Origin of the sequence: Nostoc sp. CCY 9925 (genome assembly GCF_963920935.1) — a bacterium.
In the GTDB taxonomy this organism is placed as follows: domain Bacteria; phylum Cyanobacteriota; class Cyanobacteriia; order Cyanobacteriales; family Nostocaceae; genus Nostoc.
Window position 1 is genome coordinate 62,423 of sequence record NZ_CAWUDO010000003.1, and the last position, 23,849, is coordinate 86,271.

22 protein-coding genes and 1 tRNA gene are annotated in these 23,849 nt (G+C 42.2%); 7 read left to right on the forward strand and 16 right to left on the reverse strand.

Features of this window, described 5'->3' with window-relative positions; genetic code table 11:
• Positions 1-392 precede the first annotated feature (392 nt).
• The 3 genes from psaC to ACM0OY_RS02510 form a co-directional block, all read right to left on the reverse strand.
• Complete coding sequence (gene psaC / locus ACM0OY_RS02500; RefSeq protein ID WP_012411495.1) at positions 393-638, reverse strand: photosystem I iron-sulfur center protein PsaC; 246 nt, start codon at positions 636-638, stop codon at positions 393-395.
• 365 nt (positions 639-1,003) lie between these two features.
• The gene (locus ACM0OY_RS02505; protein WP_414567317.1) at positions 1,004-1,240 is read right to left on the reverse strand and encodes a hypothetical protein; all 237 of its coding nucleotides are present in this window, start codon (positions 1,238-1,240) and stop codon (positions 1,004-1,006) included.
• Between the two features lie 133 nt (positions 1,241-1,373).
• A complete protein-coding gene (locus tag ACM0OY_RS02510; protein WP_414567318.1) occupies positions 1,374-1,610 on the reverse strand; it encodes a hypothetical protein in 237 nt (78 codons plus the stop codon).
• A gap of 209 nt (positions 1,611-1,819) precedes the next feature.
• Between ACM0OY_RS02510 and ACM0OY_RS02515 the strand changes: the two genes are divergently transcribed.
• The gene (locus tag ACM0OY_RS02515; protein WP_414567319.1) at positions 1,820-2,188 is read left to right on the forward strand and encodes a Dethiobiotin synthetase; all 369 of its coding nucleotides are present in this window, start codon (positions 1,820-1,822) and stop codon (positions 2,186-2,188) included.
• Between the two features lie 93 nt (positions 2,189-2,281).
• Here the strand turns inward: ACM0OY_RS02515 and ACM0OY_RS02520 are convergent, their stop codons facing one another.
• The 5 genes from ACM0OY_RS02520 to ACM0OY_RS02540 form a co-directional block, all read right to left on the reverse strand.
• Positions 2,282-2,893, reverse strand: a complete 612-nt coding sequence (locus ACM0OY_RS02520) for a hypothetical protein (protein WP_414567320.1) — start codon at positions 2,891-2,893, stop codon at positions 2,282-2,284.
• A gap of 515 nt (positions 2,894-3,408) precedes the next feature.
• Entirely contained in the window at positions 3,409-3,681 is a 273-nt protein-coding gene (locus ACM0OY_RS02525) for a DUF3303 domain-containing protein (RefSeq protein ID WP_414567321.1), read from the reverse strand.
• Positions 3,682-3,715: 34 nt separating this feature from the next.
• Complete coding sequence (locus ACM0OY_RS02530; RefSeq protein ID WP_414567322.1) at positions 3,716-4,738, reverse strand: zinc-dependent alcohol dehydrogenase; 1,023 nt, start codon at positions 4,736-4,738, stop codon at positions 3,716-3,718.
• A 120-nt stretch (positions 4,739-4,858) separates the two neighbouring features.
• Positions 4,859-5,044, reverse strand: a complete 186-nt coding sequence (locus tag ACM0OY_RS02535) for a hypothetical protein (protein WP_414567323.1) — start codon at positions 5,042-5,044, stop codon at positions 4,859-4,861.
• 57 nt (positions 5,045-5,101) lie between these two features.
• Positions 5,102-6,172 (reverse strand): glycosyltransferase family 4 protein, encoded by a 1,071-nt coding sequence (locus ACM0OY_RS02540; protein WP_414567324.1) that lies wholly within the window; start codon positions 6,170-6,172, stop codon positions 5,102-5,104.
• 458 nt (positions 6,173-6,630) lie between these two features.
• On the opposite strand from ACM0OY_RS02540, the gene xth reads away from it, so the two are divergent.
• Positions 6,631-7,413: an exodeoxyribonuclease III gene (xth, locus tag ACM0OY_RS02545; RefSeq protein ID WP_414567325.1), complete on the forward strand. Its 783-nt coding sequence runs from the start codon at positions 6,631-6,633 to the stop codon at positions 7,411-7,413.
• Between the two features lie 180 nt (positions 7,414-7,593).
• Here xth and crtH read toward each other — a convergent pair whose 3' ends face one another.
• The 4 genes from crtH to ACM0OY_RS02565 form a co-directional block, all read right to left on the reverse strand.
• Entirely contained in the window at positions 7,594-9,084 is a 1,491-nt protein-coding gene (gene crtH, locus ACM0OY_RS02550; RefSeq protein WP_414567326.1) for a carotenoid isomerase, read from the reverse strand.
• 1,004 nt (positions 9,085-10,088) lie between these two features.
• A complete protein-coding gene (locus ACM0OY_RS02555; protein ID WP_414567327.1) occupies positions 10,089-10,631 on the reverse strand; it encodes a peroxiredoxin family protein in 543 nt (180 codons plus the stop codon).
• A gap of 14 nt (positions 10,632-10,645) precedes the next feature.
• The gene (locus tag ACM0OY_RS02560) at positions 10,646-10,822 is read right to left on the reverse strand and encodes a hypothetical protein (RefSeq protein ID WP_414567328.1); all 177 of its coding nucleotides are present in this window, start codon (positions 10,820-10,822) and stop codon (positions 10,646-10,648) included.
• Between the two features lie 149 nt (positions 10,823-10,971).
• Complete coding sequence (locus ACM0OY_RS02565; RefSeq protein WP_073644091.1) at positions 10,972-11,583, reverse strand: peroxiredoxin; 612 nt, start codon at positions 11,581-11,583, stop codon at positions 10,972-10,974.
• A 131-nt stretch (positions 11,584-11,714) separates the two neighbouring features.
• On the opposite strand from ACM0OY_RS02565, the gene ACM0OY_RS02570 reads away from it, so the two are divergent.
• On the forward strand, positions 11,715-13,940 hold the full coding sequence (locus ACM0OY_RS02570; protein ID WP_414567329.1) for an amylo-alpha-1,6-glucosidase: 2,226 nt from the start codon (positions 11,715-11,717) through the stop codon (positions 13,938-13,940).
• A 139-nt stretch (positions 13,941-14,079) separates the two neighbouring features.
• Complete coding sequence (locus ACM0OY_RS02575) at positions 14,080-14,838, forward strand: carbonic anhydrase (protein WP_414567330.1); 759 nt, start codon at positions 14,080-14,082, stop codon at positions 14,836-14,838.
• A 229-nt stretch (positions 14,839-15,067) separates the two neighbouring features.
• Here the strand turns inward: ACM0OY_RS02575 and ACM0OY_RS02580 are convergent.
• The 4 genes from ACM0OY_RS02580 to modA form a co-directional block, all read right to left on the reverse strand.
• Positions 15,068-15,141: transfer RNA gene (locus ACM0OY_RS02580), tRNA-Met, on the reverse strand.
• A 302-nt stretch (positions 15,142-15,443) separates the two neighbouring features.
• Positions 15,444-16,112 carry a DUF642 domain-containing protein gene (locus tag ACM0OY_RS02585; RefSeq protein WP_414567331.1) on the reverse strand — a complete coding sequence of 223 codons (669 nt, stop codon included), beginning with the start codon at positions 16,110-16,112 and terminating at the stop codon, positions 15,444-15,446.
• Positions 16,113-16,368: 256 nt separating this feature from the next.
• Positions 16,369-16,986 carry a DUF642 domain-containing protein gene (locus ACM0OY_RS02590; protein ID WP_414567332.1) on the reverse strand — a complete coding sequence of 206 codons (618 nt, stop codon included), beginning with the start codon at positions 16,984-16,986 and terminating at the stop codon, positions 16,369-16,371.
• 66 nt (positions 16,987-17,052) lie between these two features.
• Positions 17,053-17,907, reverse strand: a complete 855-nt coding sequence (gene modA / locus ACM0OY_RS02595; RefSeq protein WP_414567333.1) for a molybdate ABC transporter substrate-binding protein — start codon at positions 17,905-17,907, stop codon at positions 17,053-17,055.
• 529 nt (positions 17,908-18,436) lie between these two features.
• Here modA and ACM0OY_RS02600 point away from each other — a divergent pair.
• The 3 genes from ACM0OY_RS02600 to ACM0OY_RS02610 all read left to right on the forward strand — a co-directional run bounded on the left by ACM0OY_RS02600 (position 18,437) and on the right by ACM0OY_RS02610 (position 23,327).
• Positions 18,437-18,589 (forward strand): hypothetical protein, encoded by a 153-nt coding sequence (locus ACM0OY_RS02600; RefSeq protein WP_414567334.1) that lies wholly within the window; start codon positions 18,437-18,439, stop codon positions 18,587-18,589.
• Between the two features lie 43 nt (positions 18,590-18,632).
• Entirely contained in the window at positions 18,633-20,120 is a 1,488-nt protein-coding gene (locus tag ACM0OY_RS02605) for a beta strand repeat-containing protein (protein ID WP_414567335.1), read from the forward strand.
• Positions 20,121-20,909: 789 nt separating this feature from the next.
• Complete coding sequence (locus tag ACM0OY_RS02610; protein ID WP_414567336.1) at positions 20,910-23,327, forward strand: beta strand repeat-containing protein; 2,418 nt, start codon at positions 20,910-20,912, stop codon at positions 23,325-23,327.
• The last annotated feature ends 522 nt before the right edge of the window (positions 23,328-23,849 follow it).

Below are 23,849 nucleotides of genomic sequence, written 5' to 3' on the forward strand. Positions count from 1 at the left end.
CTCGAAGCTACCAGGGCAGCTTCTCGGATTTAGATACTCAGAGATTTTATCCCCAATCTAAAATTACGATTTTGTAAGGTGGGCAGTACTCAATACCAGTTGACCAAGAGGTGGAAGGGGGAAAGGATTCAAGCCCATAACTTTAGTTATGGGGTTCTTTTTCCCTTTTCCCCTTCGCTTTTCTCTGCCCGAAGGGCGTTGACACCTCGTTTGGAGATCAAAAGATGGCACTGGTTCCCCTACAATCCTAAAGATGCTTGCTATTGAAACACTTGAAATTGTTGAGTGCTGAGTTCCGAGTTCTGAGTGAAGAATCAAGAAATTATTTTTTTAATTTACTTGTTTGTATCTCAGCACTAGGCACTCAGCACTCGGCACTCGGCACGAGCCTTTTAGTAAGCCAGACCCATACTGCGAGTTGTTTCAGCACCCAGGTAAACCCGGATGCTCAAAAAGTCGGTGGGACAGGCGGTTTCGCAACGCTTACAGCCTACACAATCTTCGGTACGGGGTGAAGAGGCAATTTGAGCAGCTTTGCAGCCATCCCAAGGAACCATCTCCAGTACGTCAGTGGGGCAAGCGCGGACGCATTGGGTGCAGCCAATGCAGGTATCGTAGATTTTTACGGTATGAGACATTGAAAAAACGGCTCCTTTCGAGTGTTCTTCTCTGCGAAAGAATCATAATCAACGCATAGTTTACCGCAGTGCTTGATAGGCCGTAGTCAAAAGGCTACATAACTTCAAACAATTTAATAAGCACGTTAGAAAATTTGTTTTTACGAGATCGTCCCTATTGACCTCTAAATTAGCAACATTATAAATGACGTATTTACCCTACTCATTTACCATAATATGGTTTGATAGTAAAGTCATCTACAAAAAAATCAATTCCCAAGATGAGATAAGAAAGTTATCTATAGTACTTATTGATCGCATACTATACTAATGTCAAATACAGCAAATTTGTAACAAAATATTAAATATTTAGCAAAAGTTTCAAATTAAGTGTTGAGATAATGTATTTTAACGATCGCCTGGTCTGAGCAGGTAGGCGATCGCAAGTTTCGATTGAGAACAGCATCTTTGTTGAGAATAAAACGATGAAACTCTAATACAGCAGAATTGGTGAAGTCAGATTTAGAATAGCCTCGAAACGTGGCTTTTAGAGCTAGAGAGCGTACTTCACGCTTGTCAAAATCTGCTGTATATCCTCGATAACGAGCTATGTTTTGAAACAATTATGCGATCAGCTCACATAACTAACAGAAAAAACAGCGATCGCCCTGAGTATTTATCAGCGATCGCTCACCAAGAATTTCTATATTTAGATTTTTAATTCTGGCAAATTTATAATTTTTACTCCCAGATGTTTTAGAGTATTTCCGAACTGGCAAATTCATCATTAATTAGAGAGAATTTTGTTTGAATAACTGGCTCACTCGCTATTTCAATCAATTCTTCTTGTGCAGGCTTGACATCAGCAAACTTATCTTTTGTATACTCCGTTTCTCTAATTTCGCGAGCAATACTTTCCAGTAGCCACAGTTGTTCTTCCACAGACAAGGCACGGATGGAGCGCTCAATTGCTAGTAAATTCGATGATATCATTTTGCTTGTGATTTCCAAAAAGGTGTATTTTTCAAAGCTATTATACTCAGTCTATCCGGTTAATCCAGAGCATCGCAAATTCGTCATCATTTTTTCCACGTCTATCTTTTCACAAATTAAATGAGATTGCTATAAATAACCATCAGCCAGTTTTATGACATTTTAATTAAGTATTACTGCCCAATCAAAATGTAGGGTAAGCTTGTTACATGAATTACGAAACAGCTCGGAAACTCCTGATAGATCAGACAATCCCAACTAAGGATTACCCAGATGCGCTGTTAGAGCGTATGAAACATGGGAAACCCCCAGTACCTGGTCAAATCACCTCAATTTTGTTGGCATTGAAAGTAGTGTTTGAAGCCCTCAAAGACGCCCCCACCTTAGACCGAGAACTGGTTTTGGCACTTTATCAGTTAAGCATCAAAACGCAACAGCTATTTGCCGCAGGACGTAAAGCTGGCATTGATTGGCCGCCACTACTCAAGGAAGATTTGTTACGAATTTCCTTAGGATCTGAAAGTATCTTTTCGGGCACATGGCAAACCTTAGCTTCCGTGAGTTTGGAGAAATTGTGAACAAGAGAATTGGAGAGTGGGAAATAGGGAGATGAGGGGGATGAGGGAGACACGGAGAATAATCAATGCCCAATGCCCCATGCCCCATACTCACTACCGAATTTGCAATTCCTTTTCTAACTTATCTAAATCTGTTTTGAGTAAAATCGTCATTTGGCCGGTAAAAGCTTTGCCTGTTTTGGGTTGGGCAATTTCGACCCAATACACATAGCGCGAACCTACTCGTAATTCTCCTTTTAAAGCTTCTCGAATGGGAGTTTTGGCAAGACGCGCTGAGTTAACAGTCTTTTGGCTGGGGTATTGATACACAACTTCGGCGCGATCGTAGTCTTGATAAATCTCCAAGCCATAAATCACCCGCAAGGATTCTTGGAGGCGATCGAATGTCATACCGTTAATGGCATCATACATAGCAATGCGCTCACTGCGAATTGTGCCACGGTCTTTGGAAAACTCTACTCTACCAGGAGGCAATACCGACGCTTGAAAAGTGAATCGTTGAGCAGCTGTATCAGTTTTTTGCACATACAATTGCTCCCCATTCCTGGGACGGAGTGTGGGATGTGCTTTAATCCAAGTGCCTACTTCTTCTGTACTTTGTCCTGGTAAAGCATTAACTTTGGCATCAAAAAGCGTTCCCACGCATAGCCAAGGCACTAGAGAAAAAGACAAAATTAAAACTTTAAGCAGAGATTTTTTGAGCATTTTTCTATTCAGGATTTATATGGAAATTTCCCTATTAGGGATTAACCATAGTTTTCCCGTTTTTGGGCAAGATTATTTCAAATATCTATTCAACTTTAGACATCAGGGATCTTACTTATAAAGGCTTTATCTTAGAAAAAGCCAACAATAAAGTGGTTAAGAATATTACGTTTACTCTAGAGCAAGAACAGATTATTCAAGTTTTGCTAGCAAAAGTTAAATTTAATACCTGTAGCGAACTAATTAAAACTGTATTGTGCCTTTTATATGAAAGAATTGTACTTATCAAAAATACTTCTATAGGACTAGTATTTGATTTTTGAAATTACTCGTAGAGGCAGGGAACAGGTAATAGGCAATAGTGAGAAAGGGATTAGAAGTGTACGGATTTTTTTCAGAAATCAAACCGGATTCCTATAAAAAGTTTGCACTTACAATAGTGAAATTCCGATACAATCTTTAGAGATGTACTCTGTTACAACAAAGTTTACGCAAATCAATAATGTATAGATTGACTAGAGCGTCTTATTAACTATCTCTGCTGTTTGTTTTGACGGAACGACGGGAATTATTTCAAAGGTAGCAAGATCTTGCCATTGCAATATCCACTCCTGGAATAAACTTAAATCGTCACATTCCATCAGTTGAAAGCAACGATCGCAGTTCACCTCAACCCAGCTATGTATGTACTTTAAACCTTCAGGCATCATGCGCCCTTTCTCTTGAAATCGACGGTATATTTCTTTAGTTTTACCGTCCTTAAATCGCTCGATTACCATGAATAACATTTTGCCTCCTTGCTCATACTGTAACTAACAAAATTCAAGGAATCATTGCTACTTTAATTACTCGACGCGCTTTCATGTCATAAAACACTTGTTCCAAATCTTTTAATGGGCGTTGTTCGCTAATAAGTAATTCAAAGGGAATTTTCCGACTAGCTATTAGTGATAAAGCCGATCGCACATACTTTGGTGTATTATGAAACACGCCTTTTAGGGTTAGTTCGCTATAGTGTAGCTGTTCTGTATTTACAGTTATGCTGGTATCCCGCGGACAGCCACCGAATAAGTTGACTGTTGCACCAGGACGAGCGCAGGCGATCGCAGTTTCCCAAACACTAGGCACACCAGTAGCTTCAATGACTACATCTGCACCCCATCCTTGGGTAAGTTCTTTCACTACACTTGGAATATCCGGAATTTGATGATAATTAAAGGTCTGGGCTGCACCCAATTTTTTACCAATTTCTAACCTGCGATCGTTACCTCCCCACAGCAACACCTCAGCGGTATCCGCTAAAGCAGCTACAAACATCAACCCGATCGCCCCATCTCCCAAAACCACTACTCTATCTTTTGGCTGAATATGAGAACGCGCTATACCATGTAACACACAAGCTAGGGGTTCCGTCATCGCTGCTAATTCCCAAGGCAAATCATCAGGAATCTGCAATAAATTATGCTGTACTATCGATGCAGGAATTTTCAGATATTGGGCAAAAGTTCCATTATTCCAGGTTAAATTTGGACACAATGAATATTCTTGACGTTGACAAAAGAAACATTCCATGCAGGGAGCAGAATTATTCGCGACAACGCGATCGCCTACTTGCCAACCCGTAACACCTGCTCCCAAGGCAACGATTCGCCCAGCAGCTTCATGCCCAAACAGCGTTGGCGGTTTCAACATTTTGGCATGGCCACCACGCCGCCAGACTTTCAAATCAGTACCACAAGTTGTTGCTGTTCCCACTTGAATGACAACTTCGCCAGCCGCAGGAGTGGGGTCAGCAACTTCTTCTAGGCGTAAATTTTCTTGCCCATAAAGTAACGCTGCTAACAAAATTTTAAACCTATCAATTAGATCCACCTGATTTTACCAGTTGAATCTATTTGATAGGTCTAAACCAAAATTTGGTTTTGATTTTTTAGTAAGCTTTTATCAAACTAAAATCCTGAAAAATTAGGAATTCGCAGCTGTTTGAGGAAGGACTCCGGTATTTCGGCTTTCCGTATTTGGCAAGCGAGTAACAGTTAACAGTGGTACTTCTTGTCGGCACGACAGGCAAAACCAATATAGTTCACCATGACGGATATGACGCAGGAGGGAACCACCGCAACATGGGCAAGTGTTGGCTCTCGTACTCATACCAATGTCCTCCTTAAATAAAAGTTGTTGTTTAAGCTAAGCAAAAAAAGCAGTTGATTAAAAGCGGATCTTCCCAGCATGAATGCGGCCATTCGATTCTATGCGGTCTTTAATAATTTGTCTGTAAACAGCTTCATATCCGTTAACCATTTGGCTAACACTAAACTTGTTTTCTACATATTTTCGACAGGTTTGACGATTGAGTTCCAAAGCTAATGGAATCATTGCGGCCATTTCTGCATAATTTTGGCAGATAAAACCTGTTTTACCGCGAGCAATCACTTCAGGTACAGAGCCTAAATTCATGGCAATTACTGGTGTACCAGTTGCCATTGATTCGATCATTACTAAGCCAAAAGGTTCTTGCCATGCGATGGGGAAAAGAGTAATAGCAGCATTGCCCAGAAGTTCAGTTTTTTCGGCGTGGTTGATTTCGCCTAAATATTCAATTTGCTGACCATCAATATAGGGGGCAATCTCTTGTTCAAAAAACTTAGAATCTCCTAAGTCAACTTTTCCAGCCATCTTTAAGCGCCAACCAGTCTGTTTAGCAATAGCGATCGCATGTTGTGGCCCTTTCTCTGGTGAAAAACGACCTAAAAATGCCAAATATAGAGGCTCTGACGGTTGGGCTACAAATGGATAATCTGTTAGCTCAATTCCGTTATAAACCGTGGCAACATAGTTAAGATCGATTTGACGCTGCGAGTTGCTAATGCTGACGTATGCTTGCTTTTGGTGGTAGCTAAATCCGTTACGGTTATCCTTTGTAAAATTATTGTGTAGGGTATGCACTGTAGAAGTTGTTGTTACCAAACTCGCCAAAGGTAATGCCGAAATCCCTACATGAGAATGGATAATATCAAACTGGGCAGCACGTTGATAAACTTGACTCACTTCTAGCATTTCATACACTATATACTCTTTGACATTTGGGTCTAAGCGTAATGCACGCGGATAAACTGCTTCTAATTTAGCCATAGTTTGAGAATCGCCGGAGGCAAATAAAGTTACCTCATGACCGCGACGAACAAGTTCGTCAGTCAAGCGACTCACTACCAGTTCTATTCCTCCATAACTAGGAGGTGGAACCCTTTCCCATAAGGGGGCAACTTGAGCGATTTTCATAAGTTGTTTTGGTTCAGTATCTAAAGTTGTCCTCAAAATAATGAACTACCTCATTATTTTATGAGAACAAAGCATTTGTACTTACTTTTTTGAAATTTAAATTAACCTTACAGCCTACCAAAAACACAATAATCGGTTAACCCTACCGAATATTTTTCGCCGACAAATCGCTGGACTGTCGGCAAAAGTCAACCCTGAGCTATATTTATAACCTATAGCTAATCAATTACTTGTTGCATCTGTCTTCGGAATCATAATCTAGTAAAATATTTTGTAGCAGAACTTACAAAAGCGAATATTTTGTAGCTGAAAATACTAAATTATTAAACGGGATCAAATTATTCCAGCTTGATTTAAAAGCAATGAACAAATAGGATGTAAATTATAAATATTAAAATATTGTACAAAAATTACATAATTTGTAATTAGTAATTTACAAAAGTTTTGATGGCCAACTCATGAAAATCGCTACTTGGAACGTCAACTCAATTCGCATTCGTCTCGAACAGGTTACTGATTGGTTAACTCACAATCCCGTTGATGTTCTGTGCTTGCAAGAAACCAAAGTTATAGATGCCGAGTTTCCGCGATCGCCTTTTGAGGAAATGGGCTATCACCTTTATCTATCAGGACAAAAATCTTATAATGGTGTAGCTTTCATCAGCCGCGAACCACTCTTAGACGTAACTAGCGGTTTTAAGGCAATTTTGAAAGATTTATCGCCGGAATGGGATGAGCAAAAGCGAGTAATTACAGGTGTAATTGACGGTATTCGGATTGTGAACTTATACATTCCCAACGGCGCAGCGGTAGGAACCGAAAAATACGAATATAAACTGCGTTGGCTGACAGTGCTACGTGAATACTTGCGATTGCTCCTGCGATCGCAACCTGATATTTGTGTCTGCGGTGACTTCAACATTGCACCAGAAGCTAAGGATATTCACGAACAAGTGAGTACAGAAAATCATATAATGGCAACAGAAACAGAGCGCCAAGCGTTACGGGATATTGTGACACTAGGGTTTGCCGATGCTTTTCGTAAATTTACTAGCGAAGGCGGAAATTATAGCTGGTGGGATTATCGCGCTGCCGCCTTCCGTCGCAACTTAGGTTGGCGGATTGACCACCACTATCTTACACCCATACTTTATGAACGCGCTAAAAGTTGCATCATTGATGCTGCACCGAGAAAATTAACCCAACCCAGCGACCATGTGCCGGTGATTGTTGAATTTTAAATTGGGCATGGGGCATGGGGCATTGGGCAAAGGGCAAGGGGCAAGGGGCAAGGGGGAAAACAAAGATGCCTCCTTTGCCTTTTTTCCTTTTCCCTTGGCGAAGCCATCTCCTCTGTCCCTCCGCTCCTGTGGCTTACCTGCACTCAAAAGCCATCGCTTTTGAGTGGAAACGACAAATTTTTATAATCCCAAATCTACGGCAATGCGGTGAGCGCAGGCAAACCCAGAAAAAGCTACTGCATTCAATCCTTGGCCGGGAAAGGTACTATCCCCTACACAATAAAGTCCTGGAATAGCGGTGCGATTAAAGGGCATTTTCAACAAGCCACGTAACTTGCGTCGGGGAATTGGCCCATAAGTACCATCAGCACGACCCAAAAAACGGCGATGGGTGCGCGGTGTCCCTACCTCTAAATAATCTAATCCAGCATCTAACCCTGGAAAAATCTTCTCTAGGCGGTCAATAATTCCCCAAGCCGCCTTTTCTTTCCTGGCTTGATACTCAGTCTGAGAAAGTTGTTGCCAATCATCAATCCAGTGAGGCGTAAACGCATGAATGATATGATATCCACCTGGTGCTAAATCTGGATCGAGCAGTGTGGGAATCGAAACAAAAATTGTGCCTTCCACTGCCGTCATCTTTTCCCAATCTTCCAGCAAAATATGGTGACACTCTGTTCCCTCAGGTAAAACTGACTGTTTTACTCCCATGTGTAAACTCAAGAAGCTAGGTGATTTTTGATAATCTTGTTGCCATTTTTTCTCATTATCAGGTATTTGTTCTGCTGGTAGTAATTGGTGAAATGTATCCCAGCGTGTAGCATTAGAAACTATGCGTTTACCCCGGTATACTTTACCATTAGCCAGTTGCACACCCACCGCTCGCCCCTGTTCTGTAAGAATTTTCGTAACTCTGGCTTGGTACTGAATCTTACCTCCAGCTTTTTCTAGACCCTCGACCAGTTTTTGGGCAATTTGTCCAACTCCGCCTTTGGGATAGTTGACTCCGCCGTAATGCCGATCACAAAAGACCATCCCAGCATTAATCATTGGTGTCATATCTGCTGGAACCACCGACCAGCAATAACACTCCATATCGATAAATTTCAATAATTGAGGATCTTTAATGTAGCGTCGCGCTATGTCCCCTGCATTTTGCGGCAGATACTTAACTAAACCGAGACACGCTAAAGGATGCTGGAAAAATACCCGCAGTAGATACCGAGGTTCTTCCAGCGAAAGCAAATCAATGTTATTGAGGCAGTTGAATATTTTTTGGCATTCGTCATAAAAGCGACGAATCCCCCGTTCTTCCTGGCGAAAATGAGCAGTAAGATTTTGCAAAAATTTTTCATAAACCCGGTCAACTTTCAGGTCTAAACCTTGGGGTAGATGATAGTGAATTTGCACTGGATCTGCGATCGCTTCTTGGCTAACATTGACAGCTGACAATGCCCGCGTGAGTAAGTTGGTAGTACCGTTTTGCCCCAGCCCAAAAATCATTGATGCCCCAACATCAAATCGATAACCTTGCCGTTCAAAATAACCAGCGCTACCACCTGGGATCAAATAACGTTCCAGTACCAGCACTTTTGCTCCCTTTGCTGCTAGCTGAGTTGCTGTTACTAAACCGCCAATCCCAGACCCAATCACGATCGCATCAAATGTCATTTGTCATTTGTCCTTGGTCATTAGTCATTAACCATTGGTCATTAGTCTTACTAACGCCACATACCCAATGCCCAATATCCCATAACCCATGCCCAATCACAAAAAAGAGGGACAAGCCTGCTGCCGCTGGCTAATCCCGTCTGCCGATCCTTAAAGAGAGGAGAACACTGTATAACAATATAACCTTGATTGAGAATTGATGTCAACTGCTAATGAAAATTTTTATCAATAATTTTTAGACATTAATTTTATCTGCCATCTCAGGGGACTAGGTGATGCCGAGTGTGGAGAGTGAGGGGAAATTATAAAAAAGCTTCTCATCCTTCCCACACCTCCCCACCTGACAGGTGTAGGTTTATTACGTGGGTGTGAGCATTCACAACTGGAAACTAGAAAATAAAGCATGAAACCAGAGGTGTACTTCCAACTAAAATGCTGAAAAACAAGTATCTCAAAGAGTGGTCATGCATAGTTTCAGAGAGGATGCCACATTTACAGCAATTTTCATTTGCATGAAGTACAAAGTTACGGGTTTTGAGGCAGGAGGCAGAAGGCAGGAGGCAGGAGGGAAGAGGTAAACACTGTTTATATTTGATAAATCAGTCCTGAATTTTGTACCTCACTTACTTGCAATCTGCTGTATCAATGCCGCAAGCGATGGGGCTGGCAACTTGTAGCTTTGGCATGATGATCACAAATTCAAGTAGCCTAACTCAGGTCTGAAGATGAATTGCGATCGTTAATGATGGTAGGTTGTAGAAATCCATCGTGCGGAAGCGAAAAACTTATCCGTTGGGCGATCGCTGCAAATAATGTGATGAATAAATACAGTAAAAAAAAAATTTAGCTCACTGTCATGTGACAAATGCGATCGCTCCTCAAATCATCAAACAAAAACATCCAGTAAAATTGATTTTAAATTTAGCATTTATAGCTACAACTGAATTGAGAATCTAGTTAACTTTCATTTAGTTAAATGAAAATCAAAACATTAATTATTTTTATTAATTCTCGATGAATTGTTCCAGCAATGTCTCGACACTAGCATTATGATCCAAAAAGGAAAATAAATGCCCATATTGGAGTTTTCCTTGTTTATCTAATACAAACTGTGCTGGCAAAGGTGCTCCCAGAGCCTGTCCTACATTATAGGTACGAAACACTCGGCAACTAGGATCGCTAAGTAACGGCATTTTTAAACCTAAATGTTTCACAACTATTTGACTCTGCCGTTCATTAGTACTAGTAACCATTAAAACTTCTATTCCTCGATTTTTAAATTGTTCGTAATTTTCATTCAAAGCTTTGATGTGAGGATAACAAAAAGGGCAATATTGCTTTTCAGTAAAGATGCGAGTAAAGGCGAGTAACACTGGTTGCTTACCTTTATAATCAGACAATTTTACTAAACTACCGTTAGTGATATCTGGCAACTGGAAATCCGGTGTTCCTACTCCTAATCTAAGTTGATTTGTAGCTGGAACTGGTAAAAAGTTGCGAAAGAATCGCTCGTTTAATAATCCGCTAAAATCAGTTGAAGTCAGCATATTTTTAAATTATTTTATTTAAAAAATTTGGCATCGGGCACTTGTCCTGAGCGAACGCGAGTGCGTCTCGTAGAGAAGCCGTTGGTGCAGCCTCTTGTAGAGAAGGGAGTCGAAGTACATTCAGTACAAGAAAGCGTAGCGTCTAGTAGAGAAGCCATTGGTGCAGTCTCTGGTAGAGAAGTATTGGTCATTGTTTATTCCCCCATCTCCTCATCTCCCTCATCTTCCTAATCTCTTTTTTGATGAGAAAACCACAGATAGATTTTTTGTTTATCTGTGGTTATTTTAGATTGCCGAATTAACCGCAATAAATCGATTGAAGTTTTCCAGCAAGCCTAATCTAGACAGCAGAGAAGTAGACTTTGGACTTCACTGGGTCAGGATTCATTGTTTTGTCACCAGGTTGCCAACCAGCTGGGCACACTTCGTCTGGGTGAGATTGAACATACTGAATTGCTTGCAATGTCCGCAGGGTTTCATCTACACTGCGACCAAAAGCTAAGTTGTTAATTGTGGCGTGCTGTATGATACCATCTTTGTCGATGATGAACAGACCACGCAAGGCTATGCCTGCTGCTGGGTCAAGCACGTTGTAAGCAGCGCTAATCTCTTTCTTAATGTCGGAGACTAGAGGATAATTCAGGTCGCCAACGCCACCAGACTTACGATCGGTTTGAATCCAAGCGAGGTGAGAGAATTCACTATCTACGGAAGCTCCAAGGATTTCCGTATTAATTTTCTTGAATTCTTCGTAGCGATCGCTAAATGCTGTAATTTCAGTAGGACAAACAAACGTAAAGTCTAGGGGGTAGAAAAACAGGACGACATACTTACCGCGATAATCGGAAAGTTTAATTGTCTTAAATTCCTGGTCTACCACAGCTGTTGCTGTGAAATCGGGAGCTTGCTGACCAACGCGGAGGCTTCCTTCTGTTCCGTAAGTTAGGGACATTAACTTAATTCTCCTTTATCGGTTTAATAGCGTTGGAATTAGGGTCAGGTAAAACTTACCCATCCACGCTCTCACAGTTTGATTACGATCTGTTACGACTATATCATACTCATAACGATTTTGAGTAACCAATGTCTGATTTAGATACAAGAGAATGGTTGCTTACCAATGGTCTAGGAAGTTTTGCCAGTGGTACGGTTTCTGATACCCGTACACGCACTTATCACGGTTGGCTGTTTGCCGCTAAAAACCCTCCTTCTGAGCGTACTTTGCTGTTATCACACCTGGAAGCTAGCTTGGAAGTATTAGGGGACGTTGTGGCGCTGGGGACAAATATTTGGGGTAACGGTCAGATAGAGCGGGCGGGCTACGAACTGTTGCGCTCTTTTGATATTAAACCAGTTCCAAAATGGATTTGGGGTCAAAATAACTGGCAATTAACTAGGCAATTAGTGATGCCTTATGGTTGGGAAGGGACTGGGGAGATGGGAGAAATAACCAATGCCCAATCCCCAATACTTCGGCTGACCTCGAATTCTCTACCAGACGCTACGCGTAGCTTGCTTCCCTGTAGGGGTACGCTGGGCACAAGTCGCTCAGTACAAGTGCCCAATGTCCCTAACCAATTTTGCGATCGGATTTTAATCCAGTATCGCTACGAGGGAAGCGAACAAGCAATATTACGGCTGCGACTGCTGATAGCAGAACGTGACTTTCACCATCAGCAGACTGCTAGCCTAGAATTACAGTTTTCACAATTGCTAGGTCAACAGCAAGTTTGCCTGCAAGCAAGAAAATCTCAGCATTTTGGTATACCTTGGCATCTGCGTTGGACACAAGGAAATTATCAACCAGATGCGGTTTGGTATTGGAATTATAGATTCTCTGAGGAGACAAAACGGGGATTAGCCGACAGGGAAGACCTCCATAGTCCTGGTTACTTAACAGTTACACTCCAACCAGGAGATACGGTAACTCTAGAAGCACGATTAGGTTTTCCCAACCCACTGCTAGGTGTTCTCACCCCCGAAACTTTTGCAGAAGCTGTGGAAGCAGAACAACAAAGGCTCTCTGACATTTTTGGATGGAGTGAAGAGCAAGACGCGGGTAAATTACTCTTCGCGTCTCCGTGTCGCCCGAAGTTCAGAGCGCCGGAAGCGAGCGTTCCGACTTCTGTGCGTGTCGCTGCATCCTCTTCTGACGCCCCAATCACCCAACAACTACTCAAAGCCAGCGATCAGTTTATCGTCTATCGAGCCTCAATAGCAGGCCCAACGGTGATTGCTGGTTATCACTGGTTTAATGACTGGGCGCGGGACACATTAATTGCCTTACCCGGATTGACGCTAGTTCCACAGCGCTTTGATTTAGCAAAAGAACTATTGCAAGCTTTTGGGCATCACTGTCGCCACGGTTTGATTCCTAATGCCTTTCCCGATGTCGATAAAGAACCGTTTTATAACAGCATTGATGCGCCGCTTTGGTGGATTGAAACTTTAGGACTTTATTTGGAAGCTACACAAGACTGGCAGTTTTTGGCAGAGCAGTTTTCTGTAGTGCAGCAAATTCATAAAGCCTTTGTCGGTGGCACACGCTATAATATCCAGGCTGATGCTACTGATGGACTAATTGGTTGGGATGCTCGTGGTGTAGCCCTGACTTGGATGGATGTGGTAATTGGCGCAAATCCTGTTACTCCCCGTCGTGGGAAGCCAGTGGAAATCAATGCGCTGTGGTATTCCGCTTTGTGTTGGCTAAGTCAGTGGGCAGAACGCTTGAGTCAACTTGAGTTTGGTGAACCAGTCCGCCTTAGTAAACAAGCACAGCGTTATGCTCAGCAAGCACAACAGGTAAAAAATTCCCTGCAAAAGTTTTGGAATCCTCAGCTAGGTTATCTCTACGATACTATTGACCCGGACGATCGCCGAAATTTTCAAATTCGTCCCAATGCTGTTTTAGCCCTGTCGCTGCAACATTGTGGATTTTCTGAACAGCAAGGGTGTCAAATACTAGATTTAGCAACTGCAAGCTTACTGACTCCCTACGGTCTTCGCAGTCTCGACCCAGGAGATCCCGAATACAAAGGGAAATATGAGGGTAACCAAGAGCAACGCGATCGGGCTTATCACCAAGGTAGTGTTTGGGCTTGGTTAATTGGCCCATATATTCGTGCTTGGCAACGCTTTTATCCACAACAGGCATTGCCTTTTGATTGGCAACCCCTGGTAGATCACTTTTTATTTGCCGCTTGTATTGGTTCTATTTCTGAGATTTTTGATGGCGATCCACCTCATACACCCAGAGGAGCGATCGCTCAAGCTTGGTCAATTGCTGAAGTCATTCGGCATATTAAATAGTGCCGAGTGGTGTTGGCATTGGGCGCAAAAGGCAACTTTAAGCCATAGCGCTGCTTACCGAAAAGGTTGAGTTAACTGGGTAGCGTACTGTTCCTAGAAACAAGGATAATTAATTTCTAGAAATAAAAGGAAAAGCCTTATGGTTGCGATGAATGGATTGAGGAGTCGGCGGCAACTTTTAAAGTTAATGGGAGTTGGCGGAGTTGGTATTGCTGCTAGTTGTGCAGGTAGCGTATTTGGGAATGCTCAGTCAGCGCAAGCCGCGGTTGCATCAGCAGATAAGCCTGTTGTTTCTTCATTGAAAAGGCTGGTGGAGGGGAATAGCCGATTTATGGAGGAAAAGTTTCAGAATCCCAATCGTTCGCTTTCCCGTTTGAAAGAAGTTGCACAAAAGCAACAGCCATTTGCTGCCGTGCTGAGTTGTGCCGATTCGCGTGTACCAGCAGAGATTATCTTTGACCAGGGAATTGGAGATATATTTGACGTTCGCATCGCTGGAAATATCGCAACCCCTGAGGCGATCGCTAGTCTTGAATACGCCGCCGTAAAATTAGATGTTCCTCTAATTATGGTGCTTGGTCATGAAAGATGTGGCGCAGTTAAAGCAGCGTTAGCAGGGGAACCGCTCCCTGGCCAAATTAGCACTTTGGTTAAGGCGATCGAACCAGCAATCAAGAACAATAGCTATTTGAGCGATCTAAATTCAAGTGTTTTAGTGAATAAGGCAGTTGAAGAAAATATTAGATATCAAATTGAAAAGCTACAAAAAGAGTCGAAAGTTCTGGCTGACCTTGTACAGAAAGGCAAACTGAAAATTCGCGGGGGATGGTACGATTTGGATACAGGAGAAGTATGTCTTGTACGCGATAGAATGCTTCCTAGTTGTATTAATTACTAAAGTCTATATGTCAATGGCAGTAAGATAAGCACAACTATTTAAGGTATAAGGCTTATCGGGGTAAGGGTGTAAGATAAAGAATGAATAATTAAATCAAAATACGTAACAAATAACGTTCTTCCCCTAAACCCCCACACCCCTAAACCCAATCATCGCAAGAATTTCAGGTTTTCTTAGTGACATTCAACCTGGAATCTTTGTACTACGATTGCTTAAATAATTTTTAAAATGGCTCAGGTCGGAGTTGAACCAACGACCCCAGGCTTATGAGTCCCGTGCTCTAACCAACTGAGCTACTGAGCCATATTTTTTAAATTCATTAATGATGCTAGCATATAAATCTCCTCAACGCTAGCTTTTTTTGCAATTAGTTTTTCTAGCTTGAAATTTAGCTGAATGGCGGCCAAATCAGTTTATCTAGCATATAGCTTCGCCAAATCAAAAAATGCCTCGATTCCTAGGTTGGGTTGACGGACGGAACCCAACCTACAAAAGAATGGCGAAGGTATTGTCTAGGCGAAAACTTTCTCTGGCTACCACTCAAGACAAATTACTTATACTCGCGTGGCTAAGTATCCAGGTTACCTAACAGTGAAATTGCTGTCCTATTTGGTTAGCTTGATATTACCAGCTAACCGCTTTTTATTCAGCCAAATTCCCAGTAATCCTGCAACTGCTATTCCTCCAATAGCTGATGGTTCGGGCACAGCTTTAACACTGACATTATCTAAGTATAAAAAACCATAACTAGCTCTAGCACCCAACTTTAACTCTGTAGATGATTTGGTGGCGACAAAATTCAAGTCATATTGTGTGAACGGAGTTCCAGCAACATTTATACTATTTATTTTCTCAAAAACTTTGCTTTCATCAACAAATGCTTGAAATATATTATCAACTTGACTGCTATCTTCGTCCGTTCCCAAAAAGAAACTGAGATTATAGTTACTACCGATAGTCGTAGCCAGATTCTGGGAGATGTAAGCAGGATTTACAAATGAACCAATTGCTAAACCTTGGTTACCATTTTGGGGAAAATTACTAATTTTAATTCCTGATGTATCTATCGGATCGCCAGACTTATTCCATCCTGTAATATTGGGATTTGTAGTGTTGGGATTGTTAGGATCTACGAGAGGGTCGAGTTCAAAACTTCCGTTTTTAACAAGTTCTGCTTGCGCTGCTGCATTATAAATATTGGTAACCACAGCAGTGCTAACTAAGGTAATAGTAACACTAAAAACAATACTTGAGAGCTTTTTAGTTAACTTCATGAAACTTGACTCCAAATAATACAAATTACGACAATTAAAACAAGTTGATAGTTACATCTATACTGGCTCTAATTGGTATCAAGAAAATAAACACTTTATCCAGGTTTATAAGAATTAGCTATTCACCATAGATAATCTTTCCATAAACCAATGATGGAGTTTTTAATCAGGTGAATTTAAGTGACATTCTCAACACTATAGAGCCAGATATCGCTTGGGATTTTAAGAAAATGAGGGTTACCTTGCGATCTGTGGTTTATTCATTCTCAGGATCGTCACACACAGAGTTTTCCCCTTGTTGTTCTATTGATTTGACACTCACATCATCCAAATATAAAAATGCATACTTGACTCTGGAAGCAAACTTGATCTCGGTGGATGTTTCTTTCGCTTTAAAATAAAACGTGTATAGTGTGTAGGGTTGGTAAGAAGTATTTTTTTTCCAACAAACCCTGTTTCCACGTATAAAAGCCTTAAATTTATTATCCAGGTCAGGTATCTCCTCTGTGGATGCCAAATAGAAAGTAAGTCGGTAGTGTTGATTAACAACTGTAGGGATAGTCTGTGATATGTAGCTCAAGGCTGAAAATCCACCAAGCGATAAACCTTGTTTACCAGTGTTAGCAAAATTGTCAATCCTAGTACCTGATGTATCTATCGGATCGCCAGTTTTAACCCATCCTGTAACATTAGGATTTGTAGCGTTGGCATTATTAGGATCTACGAGTTGGTCGTCTTCAAATCCCCCGTTGATAATCAGTTCTTGTCCTTCTGCTTGTGCTGCTGATTTGTAAGTATTGGTAATCACAGCAGTATGAAGGAGAGCAGTGGTCAAACTACAAACAATAATTGAGAGTTTTTTAGTGAACTTCACAAGACATAACTCCAAATGGTTCAAAATTCACGATGGTGAGTACTTGATTGATTTACTTTGTGGTGATTAAGGCAAGATAAACCCGTAAGTATTTTTGAAAATATTCTGGGCGGTAGTACCACTTAAGTAAGTAGAAAAACTCTGTGCTGTCGATAGAACTGTAGTTCTGGTGAGTATACCTAGTGGATAGACAATCGGATCGCTTTCTGTTGTTAAGGCAGTTTCTACGACTCTTACCTTGGTAGAAATGGCGGCATCAGTTTTGTAAACGGCACCTGCATCAATAGTTTTATTTACGCCTCCAACTACAAGAGTTTTATTTTCAACAGCAGTTAAGACGTTACGCACATTGCTAGCAAGGTATGTTTTAGGACTAACAGTAGTGAAAATACCTCGGCTAGTAAGAACTTGTTTGGCATAATTTCCCGCTGGCACAAGTGGCGGAGTACCTGTGTAGTCACCTATAGCGATGCCAGTAATATTGGCGTTGGTCAAACCATTGAAGCTAGTCAGAGCAGCACTACCAGCACTAACAGGAGGCGTGGTAGGAGCTATCAAAACTAGACGGTTTTTGACAACGTTTTTACGGCTACCTGCGACTATTTTGCTTGGGCTTGAATTCTGCAAAACATCTAGTTGGTCGGTGGCGGCAGAAATGAAAATATCTGCTGGAGCGCCTGCTTGTATTTGGCTGAGCAAAGTACCAGAAGCACCAAATGTATAAACAATGTTGACACTTGGGTTAGCACTTTGGTACTGAGTCTTAATCGCATTCAGCGCGTTTGTTAAGCTGACAGCCGCATACACGTTAAGTGTGGTTACAGAGTTTGCTGGCGATAAATTGACAAACTGTAAGCCTATTACCAGCATCATGCTGGCAACTGCCGTAGCAATCCAAGCGATAAATCTTCTTCTGTTCATGAAAGTCATAGTTTGAGATGAAATCCCATCACTCACGTAATCGATACCTGGAAACAAATAACCAAGCCGGAATCGCCCAAAGCGTTTCCGACGATGGAAATTGATGATTTTCCAGTAGGTTTACCTAAACAGGGAGTAAAAAGGATAGAATGTAGAGATTCTACCAGCAAAGTAGGTAAATACCAAATATTTTGGTAAAAAATCCATGACATTAAAGCATGAGTTCGTAGTTACCTAAAGTGATTTGTGCCCTAATATGTATAGATAGCCTTTGTTTCCCAAGCTTAAGCAGGTAGCCGATTAAATACCAACCAAGCTAATTTTACTCTTCAAGTTGGTAATGTACTGAACACTGCTAGTTAGCATTTTCTCTGATGACTAGAAATAGTACCCTCAGGGGTACTATCACGATCTGCTACTTTGACATAAAGTAAAGGTATCTCAAAAACGCATACAGTTAGCAGACTATAAAACCTGCTTTTTGGTTTGCAGCCTGGTCTTACAACTATTGAAGACATAAGTACAGAACATGAATGCTGGCAAAGTTTTTGATGCCAACATTATCGATATGTGCAGTGCTTCTGAAATCTTAAGACATGACTGCGATCGCCTATTCCAATCATGTCTGATTCAACAGTTTTTTGATTTCTCCACCTCATTTTCCCATCCTGTCGGGAATTAGTGAGGTAGTTTCTTTACCTAACAAATTAAGGATAAAGCTAATTATGGCAACCATTAACGGTAATAATGGCCCTAACAATCTGGTCGGTGTAGTTGATATTCCTTTTTTCAATATTGATTTCGCTGATGTCATCAACGGATTTGACGGTAACGACACTCTCAGAGGTCTTGGTACCAACGATACCCTGAATGGTGGTAATGGTAACGACACCCTAAACGGGGGCGCAGGTAACGATACAATCTTTGGTGGCAATGGCAACGACACCGTAAATGGCGGCACAGGTGCTGACAGACTGGACGGTGGCGACAATAATGACCTCTACATCGTAGACAACGTTGGAGATATCGCTACTGAAGTATTTGGTGATGCTCTGGGTGGTGTAGACACTGTACAGGCTTCTGTAAGCTACACCTTGAGTGCTAACCTGGAGAACTTAACTTTGACAGGGTTTGCAGCAAACGGTACAGGCAACGCTCGGGGCAACGTCATCAACGGCAACAGTTCCAATAACTTCCTCTCTGGATTGGCTGGTAACGATACAATCTTTGGTGGCAATGGCAACGACACCGTAAATGGCGGCACAGGTGCTGACAGACTAGACGGTGGTGATAATAATGACCTCTACATCGTAGACAACGTTGGGGATATCGCTACTGAAGTATTTGGTGATGCTCTGGGTGGTGTAGACACTGTACAGGCTTCTGTAAGCTACAGCTTGAGTGCTAACCTGGAGAACCTAACTTTGACAGGGTTTGCAGCAAACGGTACAGGCAACGCTCGGGGTAACGTCATCAACGGCAACAGTTCCAATAACTTCCTCTCTGGATTGGCTGGTAACGATACAATCTTTGGTGGCAATGGCAACGACACCGTAAATGGCGGCACAGGTGCTGACAGACTAGACGGTGGTGATAATAATGACCTCTACATCGTAGACAACGTTGGGGATATCGCTACTGAAGTATTTGGTGATGCTCTGGGTGGTGTAGACACTGTACAGGCTTCTGTAAGCTACAGCTTGAGTGCTAACCTGGAGAACCTAACTTTGACAGGGTTTGCAGCAAACGGTACAGGCAACGCTCGGGGTAACGTCATCAATGGCAACGGTAGCAATAACGTACTCTTTGGGTTGGCTGGTAACGATACTATCAATGGTGGTGGTGGTAACGATTTCATCGTTGGCGGTAGTGGGACTGATTTTCTGATTGGAGGAGCAGGTAATGATATTTTCGATTTCAACTCAGTTTCAGAGAGTCAACCCGGTGTATTGCGCGATGTAATCAGTGGCTTCGTTGGCAATGGTTTTGGAATAGGCGATCAAATCGATTTATCTACCATTGACGCTAACCCATTTTTAGCAGGCAACCAAGCCTTTACTATCGGTGGTGGATTCGGAATTGGTAATCTCAGTTATAGTGGAGGCATTCTTCGAGGTAACATCGATTTCGATGCTGCTGCTGAATTTGAAATTCAGATCGCAGGAGCGCCAGTGCTGTTTGTAGGAGGAGCAGGAAGCGATATCATACTGTAATCCTGTAATTAAGTAAGGATAATTGAATAGTCGGGGGGAGAGGTGAGCTTGCCTCTCCTTTTTTATTTGCATAGATTTCTCTAGTTAAACGTATTGACTAGTACATCGACGTGTAAATAGAGCAACCAGTTAAAAACCCTAAAAAGCCGATTTGATAATACTTTTGACTTCCGCCTCACGGTACTAGTTAGTTTTGTAATATAGCTAAAAAAAGTACCCTTAGGGGTACTATCTTTACCTTGTTATTTTGAATAGAGTAAAAACGTCCCGAAACAATCACAGTTGTTACGAAAGAATCTGCTTGTTGCTTAGGAACCTAGTCTTATAACTAGCAAAGACATAAGGCACAAGTATACAACATCGCTAATGACATAATTTTTGGTGTTGCTGATCGAAAGTATAAATCTGTCCGACCTAAGACTCGGCAATGCAGTTATGTAGCCTCTATTTTGGGGGTTTCTGCCGTTAGCAAGTCCTCAAGGGTCTGGGTGGCTGCCATTAGCAACTGTGTTTATTATCCTTTTTAGTTTCCGTGAAGGACTGACTGCCTTGGTAAAAGCCCAAACAATTGTTGTTTAGTCATATCGATAGTGTCAATTCATACTTCGATTCAGGAACAGCAAATTTTTGATGCCAACATCATCGATATATGCAGTGCTTCTCAAATCTTCAAACCTGACGGCAACAACCTGCTTCAATCAGGTCTAATTGAGCTGTCTGTTGATTTTTCTTGCTCATTTGACTGTGAGCAAACAATTTCTTGACTCTATAAATTAAGGAGAACTTATTATGGCAAATTTTAATGGTACTAACGGTGCTGACTTCCTACCTTTGTTTGGTTTTGATCCAGATCCAGGCGTTGCTGATGTCTTCAACGGATTTGACGGTAACGATACTATCACTGCTTTTAACACCAACGATACAATTAATCCAGGTAGTGGGAGTGACACCACCAACGCAGGCGGTGGCAACGATCGCGTCATTGATGATGACTTTGTAAACTTCGATAATCACAATGGTGGATCTGGCGTTGACACAATAGATTATTCAAGTATTACCTTCGGTGATGGAGTAGTCACTATCAACCTGGCAACAGGTGTTACCTCCGTCAGTGGTGGCAACACTGAAACCATCAGTAACTTCGAGAACGTTGAAGGTAGCCAAGGCGGTGAAACGATTATTGGTTCATTTGCCAATAACGTTCTCAACGGCAATGGTGGTAACGATACAATCAATGGAGGCAATGGCAACGACACTGTAAATGGAGGCACAGGTGCTGACAGACTAGATGGTGGTGACAACGATGACCTATATATCGTAGACAACGTTGGGGATATCGCTACCGAAGTATTCGGTGATGCTTTGGGCGGTGTAGACACTGTACAGTCTTCAGTCAGCTACACCTTGAGTGCTAACCTGGAAAACCTAACTTTAACAGGGTTTGCAGCAATTAACGGCACAGGGAATTTCCGCAACAACGTTATCAACGGCAACAGTGGCAATAATAGCCTCTTTGGGTTGGATGGTAACGATACTATTAACGGTGGATTGGGCAACGATTTTGTAGATGGCGGCACAGGTGCTGACATAATGGACGGTGGTGACAATAATGACACCTACATCGTAGATAACATTTTTGATGTAGCCAGCGAAATATTTGGTGATGCTTTGGGTGGTGTAGACACTGTACAGTCTTCAGTCAGCTACTCCTTGAGCAGTAACCTAGAGAACCTGACTTTGACAGGGTTTGGATCAATTAACGGTACAGGCAACTTCCGCAACAACGTTATCAACGGCAACAGTGGCAATAATAGCCTTTTTGGGTTGGATGGTAACGATACTATTAACGGTGGATTGGGCAACGACTTTGTAGATGGCGGCACAGGTGCTGACATAATGGACGGTGGTGACAATGATGATACCTACATCGTAGATAACATTTTTGATGTAGCCAGCGAAATATTTGGTGATGCTTTGGGTGGTGTAGACACTGTACAGTCTTCAGTCAGCTACTCCTTGAGCAGTAACCTAGAGAACCTGACTTTGACAGGGTTTGGATCAATTAACGGTACAGGCAACTTCCGCAACAACGTTATCAACGGCAACAGTGGCAATAATAACCTCTCTGGGTTGGATGGTAACGATACAATCTTTGGTGGCAATGGCAACGACACCGTAAATGGCGGCACAGGTGCTGACAGACTAGACGGTGGTGACAACAATGACCTGTACATTGTAGACAACGTTGGGGATATCGCTACCGAAGTATTCGGTGATGCTTTGGGCGGTGTAGACACTGTACAGTCTTCAGTTAGTTACACTTTGAGTGCTAACTTGGAGAACCTAACTTTGACAGGGTTGGCAGCAAACGGTACAGGCAACTTCCGGAATAACGTTATCAACGGCAACGGTAGCAATAATAGCCTCTTTGGGTTGGACGGTAACGATACAATCTTTGGTGGTAGTGGCAATGACACCATCAATGGAGGCAATGGCAACGACAGCATCGATGGCGGTGCTGGCAACGATAGCCTCAATGGCAGTGCTGGTAATGACACATTCAAAGGCAGTGCTGGCAATGACAATATTAATGGTGGAGATGGCTTTGATACCGCCGACTACAGTCAACTAGGTCAAATCACTTTGTCAGGTGTCGGAACCGTTCAAAAAGCTGGGGGATTCGGGCAAGACCAACTCTTTAAAGTCGAAAAGGTTGTTGCGAATGCGAGTGTTGCCAATAACACCATAGATGCATCCGCATCTTTGCCTGGGGTATCTATTACTGTTAACCTGCAAACCCAAAGTTTGGCTGCAAATAATGTTCCTGGTTTGGGAACATTGTCATTTACTGCGGTTAACTTTGATAATGTCATCGGTACAAATGCAGGTGACAACATTGTTGGTGACAGCCAAAATAACGTATTATCTGGTGGTAATGGCAACGATAACATTAACGGTGGTGCTGGCAACGATACCATTACTGGTGGTAATGGAACCGATCTTCTGACTGGTGGTTTAGGTAACGATGTTTTCGACTTCAACTCACTTGCTGAGAGTCAACCTGGTGTGTTGCGCGATGTCATCAATGGCTTCGCTGGATTAGGCGCTGGATTAGGCAGGGCGGCCGCATCATGTCAACAAGCAAAGTCTATTCTCAATAGAACTAAAATTAATGTCATTAACTCTTGCTTATTGCGAAAATTTTAGGCGATCGCTTTGGGGCTTAAAAAATAATCAAGCGCGAAATCCTGATTTTTTCGTTGGTTTTTAACCTTCGTTGTGATCAAGAGTAATTTAGATGCGTTTGCCCTGCTGGATTAGGCGATCGAATCGATCTATCAACCATTGACGCTAACCCATTTTTAGCAGGCAACCAAGCCTTCACTTTCATTGGGGCTAACCTATTCACCGCAGTTGGCCAAGTCAGTTATATTGGAGGCATTCTTCGAGCTAACACCGATCTCGTTTTCGGCTTGGAATCTGAGTTCGATATTCAGCTCGCAGGAGCGCCAGCACTATTTGTAGCCGCAGGAAATCCTGGAAGCGACATTATCCTTTAATTAAATTACAGCTATTTTCAGGTAAATAGACCACGCGCTAGGGGCACAGCAATGCTGTACCCCTACGATAGATGTGGTTCAAATAAATGAAACTGCTGTAAGTAAGGTTAATTGAATAGTCGGGGGGAGAGGTTAGCTTGCTTCTCCCTTTTTTCATCTTCCTACTCCT

Bases quoted from the DNA above. Each gene is read 5' to 3' on its own strand.
- ACM0OY_RS02515 (WP_414567319.1), top strand. From the start codon at position 1,820: ATGAATTACGAAACAGCTCGGAAACTCCTGATAGATCAGACAATCCCA.
- ACM0OY_RS02535 (WP_414567323.1), bottom strand. From the start codon at position 5,044: ATGAGTACGAGAGCCAACACTTGCCCATGTTGCGGTGGTTCCCTCCTG.
- ACM0OY_RS02520 (WP_414567320.1), bottom strand. From the start codon at position 2,893: ATGCTCAAAAAATCTCTGCTTAAAGTTTTAATTTTGTCTTTTTCTCTA.
- ACM0OY_RS02510 (WP_414567318.1), bottom strand. From the start codon at position 1,610: ATGATATCATCGAATTTACTAGCAATTGAGCGCTCCATCCGTGCCTTG.
- ACM0OY_RS02605 (WP_414567335.1), top strand. From the start codon at position 18,633: ATGGCAACCATTAACGGTAATAATGGCCCTAACAATCTGGTCGGTGTA.
- psaC (WP_012411495.1), bottom strand. From the start codon at position 638: ATGTCTCATACCGTAAAAATCTACGATACCTGCATTGGCTGCACCCAA.
- ACM0OY_RS02525 (WP_414567321.1), bottom strand. From the start codon at position 3,681: ATGTTATTCATGGTAATCGAGCGATTTAAGGACGGTAAAACTAAAGAA.
- ACM0OY_RS02610 (WP_414567336.1), top strand. From the start codon at position 20,910: ATGGCAAATTTTAATGGTACTAACGGTGCTGACTTCCTACCTTTGTTT.
- ACM0OY_RS02570 (WP_414567329.1), top strand. From the start codon at position 11,715: ATGTCTGATTTAGATACAAGAGAATGGTTGCTTACCAATGGTCTAGGA.
- modA (WP_414567333.1), bottom strand. From the start codon at position 17,907: ATGAACAGAAGAAGATTTATCGCTTGGATTGCTACGGCAGTTGCCAGC.
- ACM0OY_RS02560 (WP_414567328.1), bottom strand. From the start codon at position 10,822: ATGACCAATACTTCTCTACCAGAGACTGCACCAATGGCTTCTCTACTA.
- ACM0OY_RS02555 (WP_414567327.1), bottom strand. From the start codon at position 10,631: ATGCTGACTTCAACTGATTTTAGCGGATTATTAAACGAGCGATTCTTT.
- xth (WP_414567325.1), top strand. From the start codon at position 6,631: ATGAAAATCGCTACTTGGAACGTCAACTCAATTCGCATTCGTCTCGAA.
- ACM0OY_RS02540 (WP_414567324.1), bottom strand. From the start codon at position 6,172: ATGAAAATCGCTCAAGTTGCCCCCTTATGGGAAAGGGTTCCACCTCCT.
- crtH (WP_414567326.1), bottom strand. From the start codon at position 9,084: ATGACATTTGATGCGATCGTGATTGGGTCTGGGATTGGCGGTTTAGTA.
- ACM0OY_RS02565 (WP_073644091.1), bottom strand. From the start codon at position 11,583: ATGTCCCTAACTTACGGAACAGAAGGAAGCCTCCGCGTTGGTCAGCAA.
- ACM0OY_RS02575 (WP_414567330.1), top strand. From the start codon at position 14,080: ATGGTTGCGATGAATGGATTGAGGAGTCGGCGGCAACTTTTAAAGTTA.
- ACM0OY_RS02600 (WP_414567334.1), top strand. From the start codon at position 18,437: ATGAATGCTGGCAAAGTTTTTGATGCCAACATTATCGATATGTGCAGT.
- ACM0OY_RS02585 (WP_414567331.1), bottom strand. From the start codon at position 16,112: ATGAAGTTAACTAAAAAGCTCTCAAGTATTGTTTTTAGTGTTACTATT.